The organism is Aliidiomarina indica (assembly GCF_015354615.1).
Classification (GTDB): domain Bacteria; phylum Pseudomonadota; class Gammaproteobacteria; order Enterobacterales; family Alteromonadaceae; genus Aliidiomarina; species Aliidiomarina indica.
In genome coordinates this window covers 89857-101990 of record NZ_JACAVQ010000009.1, presented here as the reverse complement: position 1 = coordinate 101990, position 12134 = coordinate 89857, and the positions used below count along the sequence as shown (strand labels likewise).

Sequence of the window (12134 nt, the reverse complement as noted above, 5' to 3'; positions counted from 1 at the left end):
GACGCTCCGGCTCTGGCGAAAGGCCAGCCCCTTGCGGGTCGCCGCAAGTACATCCGTGTAGGCTTGGGCGCGGCATCCATGCCGCGCACACCCGCCAGTGGCTAGCCTTCCACCCGCGCTGGAAGCCCCCCACATGGATGTGTTGCAGAGCGTGGCCTGCGCATAGAAAGGTGTCCTACTCTCCGGCTCTGGCGAAAGGCCAGCCTACGAACCAACGCGGTGCGTTGGTTACGAATGATTGCACTCACCGATGTCTTCGTTCCATATATCGGGGCGGGTTGTTATGAAGGTTTTCATCATATCGATGCATTCAGGATCTCGCAGTTCTACCACGTTAACGCCGGCTTCTCTGAGCCAGTCAAGATGGCCGTCGAAGTTAATGGCTTCGCCTACAACCACAGTGCCGATATTGAACTGTCGAATAAGGCCGGAGCAATACCAGCAAGGCGCCAAGGTGGTCACTAGGATTTTATCGCGATACGTTTTTTGCCGCCCTGCTTTACGAAAGGCGTCGGTTTCGCCATGAATAGAGGGGTCGCCTTCTTGTACGCGTCGGTTGCGCCCTTCTCCTAATAGCGTGCCTTGGCTATCAAACATGGCAGCGCCGACAGGTACGCCTCCTTCTTCAAAGCCTTTGCGAGCCTGATCGCGGGCAATTTTCAATAAGGCTTCATAGTTCATGGGCAGTGTCCTCTGGTATTATTTATTAGTTTTATCGTAAAGGCGCTTGGTGCAGTGGTGCGGTGTTCGGGTTATCATAGGGATTATAGCGTCAATAACGGAACGCGGTACGTTGGCGACGTCTATTACCAAGATATGAACCAACGCGATGCGTTGGCTACGTCTATTCCCAAGTCAGCGCGATGCTTTGGCTATTTATTTGATAACAAACAAACAACAATACATTTCTAAAAATCCTGTTATACTGCGCCACCTCTCAAAGATATGAGAGGTAAATGTTGACAGTGGTCCCCTATCTTGCAGGCGCTTACGTCGCCTGACAACACTAAAAACGACGTGTATCACAACACGCTCGTTCATTTGAGAACAGGGTCTAAGGGGCAGTTGTCGGTTGCATGTTTGGTAGTTTAACTATCGATCATGCCAATGCCCAGCCTTGGTCTACCATCGCAATATCGCAGGATGTTGCATGCACATTGCGTGCGCGATTTGTCTACCGAGTCTGATTATTTTGTAGTTTTCCGCCAAATATGGGCGGAGTCTAGATAGTGGGACAAATATGTCTGAATTTAATACTTTCTCTGCTTTGGAATTACCAGAGCCAATCTTACGTGGAATCCAAGAGCTTGGTTTCGACACCCCTACTCCTATTCAACAGCAGGCGATTCCTGCGTTGTTGGAAAAGAAAAACGTTTTAGGTGAAGCGCAAACCGGTACTGGTAAAACAGCTGCGTTCGGCTTACCTGCGTTAGCGAACATTGATACCCGAGTGCGTGGCGCTCAGTTGCTTGTTGTTGCTCCAACGCGTGAGTTGGCGTTACAAGTAGCAGATTCTATTGCTCAAATGGGTAAACATATGAAAGGCCTTAGCGTTGCGACCGTATACGGTGGCGCAGCTTATGGTCCTCAAATTAAGTTATTGCGCGGTGGCGCTCAAGTGGTTGTAGGAACGCCTGGCCGCTTAATGGATCACCTTCGTAAGAACACATTGGATTTAAGCAGCTTGAAAATGGCCGTGCTTGATGAAGCCGACGAGATGCTCAACATGGGCTTCGTTGAAGATATCGAGTGGATCATGGAGCAAGTTCCAGCAACTGCTCAGCGTGCTTTGTTCTCTGCGACTATGCCACCACAAATTCGCAAAATTGCGAACAAGTTCTTGGCAGATCCGGTGCATGTGAAAATTGCATCGACTCAAGCGAATAAAGCAAATATCACGCAGAAAGCGTGGAAAGTTCAAGGTATGACCAAGGATGCGGGTCTCGAGCGCTTGCTTGAAACCATCGAGTATCAACTTGCTTTGATTTTCGTACGTACGCGTCAAGATACCTTAACGGTAGCTGCACACTTGCGTGATCGTGGCTTTAAAGCTGCGGGCTTGAACGGTGATATGAGTCAAGATCAACGTGAAGCGACAGTCACCCAGCTAAAAGCGGGTAAAATCCGCATCTTGGTTGCGACTGATGTTGTTGCACGTGGCTTAGACGTCCCAGGCGTGACTCACGTTATTAACTATGATTTACCGCAAGATGCGGAGTCTTATGTACACCGTATCGGTCGTACTGGCCGTGCAGGTCGCTCAGGTGAAGCGATTTTGTTTGCGCGTCCTCGGGAACTGCATTTGCTGAAGCGCTATGAGCGTGCCACCAACGGTACTATCGAGATGATCGAAGTTCCACAAGGGCGTGAATTATCTAAATTACGGATTCAGCAGTTCCAAGGTAAGCTCGTTGAGCGTGCCGAAGGTACAGATTTATCTTCAATGCGTAGCCTGATTACGCAAATGGCAGAAGCAACTGAAATGTCGGTTGAAGACATTGCTGCGGCACTCTTGTTTGAAGCGCAGCAAGCACGTCCGTTAATCGTAAAAGAAGAGCCGAAGCCGAAGTTTGACCGTAAAGAGCGTCCAGCTCGCGCGGAGCGCAGTGATCGCTTTGATCGCGGTGCACGAGGCGGTAAGCGTGCCGATCGTAACGATCGTGGCGGCGACCGCAGCGAACGACGTGAGCGCAAGCCACGCCGTGATGCAGGTATCGAGTTTGACACCTATCGATTAGCGGTAGGTACTGAACACGGTGCCCGTCCAGGTGATGTGGTTGGTGCAATTGCAAACGAAGCAGATATCGATTCGCGCTACATTGGTGAAATCCAGTTGTTTGCAACTCATACAACGGTACAGCTACCGAAAGGTATGCCGCCACAAACGTTGCGTAAGCTGGCAAAAGCACGCATTCGTCAACAACCTATGGCGATTAGCCCAGTTTCTGATAAGCTTAACTCCTAAACATAGGAGGTAAGGCATGAAATTGAAATCATTGATTACTGCCGCTTCTGCGGCAGTTTTTTTAACTGCATGTAGCGGTGATCACGATGCTCACAACGTCCACGCCGAAGGCGAGCACATTGGTGAGCGCTCATTCAGTGCCATTCTCGAACCTACTGAAGGTAACGAAGGCGTACACGGATTCGTTATGTTTGAAGACACGCCAGAAGGTGTCTTTGTTCTCGCTCATGTAGAAGGGCTAGAGCCAGGTGGGGTACATGGATTCCATGTCCATGAATATGGCGATTGCAGTGCTCCAGACGCAACCTCGGCCGGTGGTCACTTCGACCCACATGGTCGCGATCATGGCGGGCCAGATAGCCACGAGCGTCATGCCGGTGATTTAGGTAATTTACAGGCTGACGATGCAGGCATGGCTCATCTTGAAATGATTGATACCAAGCTTGAGTTGAGCGGTCCCTATAGCATTTTGGGGAAAGCGGTTATTGTCCATGCGCAAGCCGATGATTTGGAATCGCAGCCAACCGGTGATGCCGGTCCGCGTATCTTGTGTGGTGTGATTGCTGATGCCGATGTGGATGAGCATCACGGCCACTAAAATATTTCATTTAAAAAGCCCCAGTAGACATGTGAAGTGACCCCCAATAGTTGGACATCCAATTACTGGGGCTTTTTTTATGTTGAATTATAAGCGGCCTAAACTACCGCTCAATGGTGTAAAACAGGTCAGCACCGCTGCGCTCCCCGCCTGTTTGACTCTCAAAGCTTAGGCTATCGGTTAAGCGGTAACGAATGAAAAATGTGGTCACGGGCTCGATTAAACCAATACCGTATTTCACATACAGCCGCGATGATAAATGCTTACCTATAAATAGACTGGTGTTTTCCAAGTTATCACCGGTGGCATCAAGCATGATCTCGTCAACACCGAGTGCTTGGCCAATTTGCTCACCAATTAGATTTCCACCGCGCATTCCTAACGCTAAGGTTGCCTGCGCAAACGCACTTTGCTCACCGGAGCCTTCCCCTGGGGAACGACCAAGAACAAGGTATGACAGCACCATACTGTCTTGCATAGCGGGTGTTGAGAAAAACGACAAATTGGGTTCGCGTAACGTGCCACCCACACTCGCACCAACCACAACATTCTCGGCCGGAATTCTGCGTGATACCCGCAAATCGAGACCTGGATTGCTAATGACACCACCGGTAAACACTAAGCTTCCGCGCTCAATATCTAGAGGTTGGCCAAAAATTTCATAGCGTCCAGTTGCCACGTTAATGTTGCCGACAGCCGTGGTTTGCTGGCCGGGCTGTTCAATCACGCGCAAGCGACCAGTTAAGCGACCTTCGAAGCCGAAGGCTTCCACGCGGACCTGATCGCCCAAACTCACCTGAACATCTGCATCAATAGGCAGATCACGTTCCTCGAATGCAAATACAGTTTCGTCGCCGCGCACAATGATGGTATCGCGGGAGGAGGTATCAATTTGTTCAATATCAGGAGGCGTGATCCGCGCGCGAGGAACATTCACCTCACCTCGAATCCGCAAACCCTCGGGGGTATAAACGATACGCAAATCTGGGCTTACGGCCACCGCCATATCGCGGGTTTGCATGGCTTGGAAATTACTACCAATCACTTGCAGTTCTGCTCGCGCGTTGAGGAAATCGTACTGACCTTCAAATTCAACCACACCATCGCCAGAACGTGCTGAGGCAACTAAGGTGAAGGGCTCGCCCTCATTACCAGAGCCGAGGATATTTACTTGTAGCTCAGTAACGTTAATACCAGCAGCGGGCACCTCGGCGCCTGCATCTAGCAGTTCTATCTGCCCTTCAATTGCGGGTGATGCGAGGGCTCCTTGATACGTTAATTCGCCCCGCACGCGCCCTACCACGGCCTGAAGTTGTGGCACAAGAATCGAGATAAACCCGAGATTATCGAGAGTAAGGTTGGAGCGTCCTTGAATTTGCGGGTCGTTGAGCGCGTTGGTAATGGTGGCTTGCCCTTCAATACCCCCATCGAGATCATCGGTTAGCAACTGGAACTGAAGGGCTAACTCGCGCTCATTGCCGCGGATACGGAACAATTCACTTTCTCTAAAACGCAGGGCGATATCTTGTTCCGGCAAGAGTACGTCGCTATCTGAAATCGTTACAAAACCGTCAATATCGAAGCGGTCAGGCATAATGTCTAAATTTGCCTGAGCATCGAGCACACCGTTAATTTGAACTTGTTCGGGCATTAATGGCTGTAGCAACGCCAATCGAATGGCTTGTGCATCGGCATTTAGGCGACCAGTATTCGACTCTAAATCCCAATCCATATCTAAACAGAACCCAGCATTTTGGCGAATGCGTTCGATACAAAAACGGGATACCTGAGCCCGTGCCGGACTAAATTGCATGGCACTCTCTCGTGTGGTTCGCCATTCACCGGCATCGGGATGGGTAATGTGAACTCGATGCAAGGTACCATCCCAGTGGTTATTCTCCCAGGTTCCAGACGTTTGCAGGGTAACTTCCGCTGCCTGCCCTGTGCCCATTACATCAAAGCTATAAAGATTGTCTGAACGCTCGGCGCTCAGTGTAAGGGTCTGTAACAGGATGTTCTCGTGCTGTGCTAAATCACGAATCGCGATTGTACCGACCGGAAGTTCATCAATACTCCAATCAATGCGAACATCCGCGTCCATTTCCGCCAAAGTCCAGTCGTCGAAAGCTAAGGAGGAACCATTGATACGGGCTGCGAGTAGGGTCTCCGCTAAATCGAGATCAAGCTCAATGAGCAGTAATGACTCATCCAAGGTCACGCGCAGATCTTGTGTATGCACGCGGTCGCCTTGCCAATTCACGCGCCCACTTGCATCGATGTTTCTGCCATTGACCATCCCGTCGAGGCGTCCAACAATTACCTCGAAGTCACCCTTGTCATGCCATGTTCCTTTGGACATTATTTCCGCTGCAATAATGCCGCTAATATTGTCGTGATAGCTGTCGAGCTGAACGTTTCCTACGATGGCATTGAGATCCCAAGATAAGCCGTCAGCCCAACCGAGGCGCCCAGAAAGGTTAATAGTGCCCTCTTCCGATTCGATGCGAGCTCTGAGGTCCTCTGCACTTTCAAGATCGCCTTGATAATCGAAGCGCACATCAACGGGCGGATAATCACCGTATTTTAGCGATCCGCCCATACTCGCCTGAATCATGCTTATCGTGGTTGTTCCATCGGCTTCTTCGGTGGTGATATCCGCTTGCCCGGTCCAATCGATCAGAAGCCCCAGTTGATCAGCGCGCACATAAAGGGTATCTAACGAGGCGACCTCGTCGGCGTAGTTCGCTTGGGTGTTGGCATTAAACGCACCATACTCATCATGTTCTCCCTCGATCCGCAAGGCACCCTGAAACGATGTCAAGGTTCCGGAGCCACGTAATTCTGCAAGAAAGTATTCGAGGTCTGGCACTGTGGTTTGAGTCCGGCTTTGCATCGCTCGAATGTCGCCTTGCCAACGCAAATCGGATGTTAGCGGATCGGACACTTCTACATTCACATCAGCGCTAATAAAGCCGCTGATGGTTTGCCGCAACTGCAAGGTATGTTGATTGCCGGTGAGCTGGCCTGTGACGGTAACGTCACCTTGTTCTGGTACGTGAAAACGAAGTAAATTGTTGATGCTCACCGCATAGTCACCTTGGGGTGTGAGCGTACCATGCAGTTGTACATGAAAGTCTGGTGTGGTCGCGACAAAGCTATGTAAGTGCAATGTGTCTCCGCGCGTGCGACCGCGCATACTCACACGTTCGACTACAAAGTCTTGCTCGCCTTGGCTTACAACCACGTTGGTTATTAGTGCCTGATCAATGCGCACTTGGAGCGGAAGCGAAATGTCAGGCAGCTGTTCCGGCCATTCAGTGGGCTCGGCTGGCGTTTCACCATCGGTGGCGGGCACAGCAATACGAATGTAGTCAGCGCTAAAGTCGCGAATGTGGAGTTTGCGAGCTAAAAGCTCCCAAGGCCGCCAACGCAAGTGTATATCACCCACTTCAATATCAATATCTTGGTTCGAATCACGATAGCGCACATCGCGCAGGGTAAAATCACGTAGGAGTGCGCCTGAATACTCACCGTATTCAAGCTCACCAGGGACAAAGTGATGCGCTTGGCTTAACAGCGCTCGGTTACCCAACTCGGTGGTTAAAACAAGGGTCATTAAGGTCGCGATAATTAATATCAGCGCGAATAATGTATAGAGTGAACGTTTTAACCATTTCCAGAACGTCATCATAAATCAGGTCCTATGGTTAAATGCAGTCGAACTGTATCTCCTGGTTCGGAAAAGCCATGAGCAAGATCAATGCGAATCGGTCCCACAGGGCTCTGCCAGCGGAGACCGAAACCCGCACCAACTTTAATAGGATCATCTAACTCGTCGAAGGCATTACCGACGTCGGTAAATACCGCGAATCGCCAGTTTGTTCGGAATTCATAATCGGCTTCGATACTGCCTGTAAACAGATGGCGCGCTCCTCGTGCATCACCTAGTTCGGTGCGCGGCCCAATGGAGCGATAGCCGTAGCCGCGCACACTGTTGTCACCGCCAGCGTAAAAGCGCAACGAGGTGGGCACTCGGTCAAAGTTGCCGCTCGCTGTTAAGCCAATCTCGCTGCGACTGAGAATACGTACCCGTTCGCTAAGGCGCGTAACGAATTTCCCGGATAAGGTGCTTTGCAGGAAATCAGTATCAGATAACAGATCGGTAGACGCTCCGCGAACGGTGAAGTTAAGTCGAAATCCACGATCCACATCCAAACGATTATCCGCATGAACCCGTGTCCAAGATGCGCTCGGCAACAAGAAATCGGAGCGTCGAGAAACGCCATCAAGAACATCGCGTTCAGTTTGCCAATCAAGCGCAATTACGCGCTGGGTTCGGGTAAGTTCAGTTTGCCAGCTCACCCCGACACTAAATAACTCAGACTGGGTGCTACTGGTATCTTCGTCGCGATAGAGGGCGCGGATGGCATACTGATCCGTTTGCGGCCGCGCGCCTGGGATAATATAACTTGCACCGACACTGTTAAGAATCTCAGAGAGTTGGATCTGACCATTCACTCGGTGGCCCCGAGAATTTACCCAGCGTTGGTTCACATCGAATCTAATCCGCGGGCCGGTATCGGTACCATACCCGATACCTGTCCGATAGTAGCGCCGTTTATTGGGCTCGAAGTTCACCGCAATAGGGACTTGGTAGTCATCATCGGCTTCGGCCCATAGGGGCTGAACCTCAACGCGGCCAAAATAATCGGTTCCGGCCATGCCTTGCTGCAGTGCAATAATCTCATTGGAGGATACAGGTTGACCTTGCTCGAATGTCACAAAGCGATAGAGTAAATCCTCGTCAAGATGGCCTTCATTAAAGGTAACGCGTCCGTATCGATAGCGAGGACCAGAGTCTAAAACCAACTCTACATGGGCTAAGTAACTATCCAGATCAATACGCAGCTCTTGTTTCACAAAGCGAGCCTGATAATAGCCACGCTCTGCAGCAAGATCGCGAATACGGTTTTTGGCGCTCTCATACTGGCTATGGCGCAATGCAGAACCGGAACGCAAATTCACCCGATTTCGAATATTGCGAAAGGCCTCATCTTCTTGCGCTTCACCCTGAATCTCAATAGATACGGTGCCGATGGGAATCGCGGAACCTAGGCGAATTTCATAGTGCGCATACCAATTGTTGTCGCGCTGCTCAAGGGAACTTTCTAACTCAAATTGATAGTAGCCATAGGGTGTTACGGCACGGCGGATATCACGATGGGCGAGTTCATGTAAATAGCGCACTCGTGCTGCGCCAGGGGCGCTTTGCTCGTGCAGGGCATAAATGCTTAGTAAGCTTCTGACATTATTGGCAACGCGCCCGTCGACACCTTCAATGGATACATAAACATTACCGTTGCTGGCGTTGTTCGCCACGCCAACGGAGGGCGCTAAAAATAGAATCGAGAGAACAAGGAGAGAAGCTAGGTACCGCATAGTTAGCTCCTAGCGCAAATTCGCGGCTTGGCGATAGGCTTGTAGGGCAGTTTCTTTCTGCCCCCCGGCGATGTAGGCATCCCCCAGTAAACGATAGGCAAGTTGTGACGGTTTCATAGAAATTGCTTTTTGCAGTGCCCGTTCAGCTAATCCGTAATCAGATTCTTGCATAGCTAAAACCCCTAACAGAACAAACCAATTGGGATGATCAGGGTGCCGCTTGATCTGTTTTTCAACCTGTTCGCGCAGTGCTTCAGTTTGTCGCCACTCGCGCATTTCAAATTGGAGTAGATCGCTCGCGGTAAACACGTTGAGTTCAAGGCCACGCGTGGCCACTTTGCTGGCGATAGCTCCAAGTCCCCGTTGCGTTAGGACATCAAGATAAGCCATGCGAACCGCAGGAGCCCGTCGAAGTTTCTTGGGTGTGTCTTTCCAGAAACTTAAGAGACGCTCGGAAGCGCTGCCCGCACTTTGATAAAGGGCACGGTAGCTGGCGCGCGTGAATTCTGCTAAACGAGCCCCGGGTACTATGTCCCGATCTTGGATTTGTGGCAGTAATTGCCGTAACGACTCAAAGTGTTGGTGTTTGTAATACGCTTCTGCTGTGGCGCGCAGAACGCCGCCGTGTTTTGGGTGATCTTGCAGCAGCTGTCGTGCGGTTTTTAGTGCCAGCGTACTGTCAGTCATTTGCTCGAGCTGCAGTAAGCGTACGTTTAAATCATCGTTGGCCACGTCGTAGGCAAGCCCTAACACGCGCTTTAACTCGTTCTGGTTACCCAACGCTTGCCATGCCGACGCCGCCAACAAATACCCGTGCTGTGGCTGCTTTAAAGAGGGCGCGGCACGTTCCGCCTGCGTAGCAGCTTCGCGATAATTTTTGGCAAGCCAGTGATGCATGGCCTGAGCCATTTGTTCCTCAGCCTTGCGCTGCTTACGTTTGTAAAACCAACCGAGGGTTACTTGTTTACCCGAGGAGAGTTTTCTGAAAATGGCTTGCAGCGTCCATAACAGGAGCAGCGCGGCGACCACGATCAGGGTTGCAACCACCAGACTCATTTCAATGGAGTAAGGCCCAGCCAGAATTAATACACTCCCAGGGTTACCCGACCACATTGGGCCGACGATAAGACCGAGCGCTAAGATTAGAATCAGAAGCAAAGCTTTGAGCACGTCCGTTTACTCCCCCTGGCTGTTAGAATGCAAATCGCTCACGCGATCTCGCAACATAGCGTGAGAAAGAAGCCGGGTTGGGTAATCGGGTTCTACGGGTAAATCGAGTAATACCGCTACTTCTGCTTTGAATTGGCGAACATCGGTATGCTCGGTGTTGAGATAGGTGTCAATCACCGTAGTTAGATCGCGTAAGGTGTTTCGATAGAGATCACCGTGATGGCGCAACGCGGCTTGTTGGGCGATTTGCAGGGCTAACTCCATTTGTCCCAAAATAAGCGTGCGCTGATCGTGATCGAGTCGCAATGGGAGTTCATCGTGGCGTTGTACTTTAATCATATCTTGACTAAAGCTCGACCAAGCGTTGGCCAAATTCTGGCGCCATTGGCTAATGTCGGAACTAATGTCTGCTTGTGCGTCGTCTTGCAGCTTCGCCGCGAACTCACTGCTAAATGGCAAGCTGCGAACACGAGGTTGTAATCGCTGCACATGGAGGGCGATGGCTTGAGAATCGATGCTAGGCAACTCTTCAAGCAGCTCAATATCATGACCGATTTGACGGATAATCGTTTGATCGCGCTCCGGTGACTGCGTCTCAAGAACCTCACGAGCGGCTTCTAGTAAACGAATGGCACCCACCTTATCGAACTCAAAGCGGAGGCGGTGAACTGCTGCAGTCACTAAGTCATAGGCTTCGAATACGTGTCGGGCCGAACCATGACGCGCATTGCTTGCTCGCAGCTCATCGCTCAGTCGTTGCGTCGTGCGTGCGTTATCATCAATGGCTTGCTGCAAACTCGATTCTGAATCTAAGCGTAACGTATCGATACGTTGCAATCCGCGTTCACGGGCACGCCGCTCTGCTTCAAACTGGCGCGCGATGGTGTCTTGCAGTTCATTAATGTCTTCACTCCAATCGCGGACTTCGGTGCTCGGGCGTTCCGCTTGGGCTAAGCGCGCATTCACATCGGATAATTTTGCTTGCGTCTCCGAGACCCACTTTTGCTGCTCGTGCCATACGAAATAGCCTCCGGCCGCTAACACCAGTACGCTACAAGTAATCACAAAGATAAGAAAACGGCTAAACACACCCAGCTTTGCGGGGCCTGGTTTGTCCGGTGCGGCCGCTTCATTTTTCTTAGTTGCAGACGACGGCGTCTCAGTCGCTTTAGCCGTAGATTGGTCTGGCGTATCCTTTTTCGTCATAGCAGTCGATTTCCTAGCTCTCGTCAACGTCCGAATAATAGAAGGTGGTGCGGCATTTTCTGTCGTTTCAATCTGTGTCGCGTCGATACCTAAACTTACAACAAAATCAGCAATTCGGCCTTTCGGGACAACCCAAGTACAGTTTTTTGCCCATGCTTGCCCATCGTCACTTAAATGCTCCCAGAAAAGGCGAGCCTGCTCAACACTGGAGACCACAATAGTTTCGACGCTTTGCAACCACTTAGGTTCCTCATCGGGCAAGGTATTTACCCGCGGAACACGTTTATATATCTCGGCTGTAGTTACCTGCGCGCCGCGCTTAGAAAGCGTATCGGCCAAAAGGCTACGGCCATTCTCACCGGTGATAATAAGCCACTGCTGCTCAGCGCATTGCTGTAACTCGGGCAGTTCTAATAGACCTTCGCTAGTAAACTCGCCGGCAGGGTAATGCACAGGTTGAGCAGCTGCTGCTGCGAGTGTCTCGGCGGTGCCAGCACCTACAGTATAGTAGTGCTTGGCTGATGGCCACGGCGCATTGTTGCGCTGCTTGTCGAAACAACGCACCGCATTCGGGCTAATGGCCACTACTCCGTCCCAGTGGGTATTACACCATTCATCGATTTGTTCGGCGGAAACGGGCAGTGGTTGAATTTCAATGATTGCGAATTTATACACCGGCACGCCACGATCGCGCAGGGCTAACTCAATCGGATCTGCGGTTTGGTCGGGACGAATGAGCAAAGTACCGGTGCGCAT

Annotated in this window: 7 protein-coding genes; 2 read left to right on the top strand and 5 right to left on the bottom strand. The window is 51.0% G+C overall.

Annotated features, from left to right (window positions below; genetic code table 11):
• Positions 1-228 precede the first annotated feature (228 nt).
• Positions 229-681, bottom strand: coding sequence for a nucleoside deaminase (locus tag HXZ99_RS11550; protein WP_194757445.1), 453 nt, complete (start codon positions 679-681; stop codon positions 229-231).
• Positions 682-1240: 559 nt separating this feature from the next.
• On the opposite strand from HXZ99_RS11550, the gene HXZ99_RS11545 reads away from it, so the two are divergent.
• Together HXZ99_RS11545 and HXZ99_RS11540 are read left to right on the top strand one after the other, a co-directional pair.
• The gene (locus tag HXZ99_RS11545; RefSeq protein WP_194757444.1) at positions 1241-2965 is read left to right on the top strand and encodes a DEAD/DEAH box helicase; all 1725 of its coding nucleotides are present in this window, start codon (positions 1241-1243) and stop codon (positions 2963-2965) included.
• 16 nt (positions 2966-2981) lie between these two features.
• Positions 2982-3563: a superoxide dismutase family protein gene (locus tag HXZ99_RS11540; RefSeq protein WP_194757443.1), complete on the top strand. Its 582-nt coding sequence runs from the start codon at positions 2982-2984 to the stop codon at positions 3561-3563.
• A 103-nt stretch (positions 3564-3666) separates the two neighbouring features.
• On the opposite strand, the gene HXZ99_RS11535 is transcribed toward HXZ99_RS11540, so the two are convergent.
• The 4 genes from HXZ99_RS11535 to HXZ99_RS11520 are packed head-to-tail and all read right to left on the bottom strand — an operon-like array spanning position 3667 to position 12134.
• Positions 3667-7254 carry a translocation/assembly module TamB domain-containing protein gene (locus tag HXZ99_RS11535; protein ID WP_194757442.1) on the bottom strand — a complete coding sequence of 1196 codons (3588 nt, stop codon included), beginning with the start codon at positions 7252-7254 and terminating at the stop codon, positions 3667-3669.
• Positions 7251-9002 (bottom strand): autotransporter assembly complex protein TamA, encoded by a 1752-nt coding sequence (locus tag HXZ99_RS11530; protein ID WP_194757441.1) that lies wholly within the window; start codon positions 9000-9002, stop codon positions 7251-7253. Before HXZ99_RS11530 ends, HXZ99_RS11535 begins: the two co-directional genes overlap by 4 nt.
• Before the next feature lie 9 nt (positions 9003-9011).
• Positions 9012-10172 carry a heme biosynthesis HemY N-terminal domain-containing protein gene (locus HXZ99_RS11525; RefSeq protein WP_194757440.1) on the bottom strand — a complete coding sequence of 387 codons (1161 nt, stop codon included), beginning with the start codon at positions 10170-10172 and terminating at the stop codon, positions 9012-9014.
• A gap of 6 nt (positions 10173-10178) precedes the next feature.
• On the bottom strand, positions 10179-12134 hold the full coding sequence (locus HXZ99_RS11520; protein ID WP_194757439.1) for a uroporphyrinogen-III synthase: 1956 nt from the start codon (positions 12132-12134) through the stop codon (positions 10179-10181).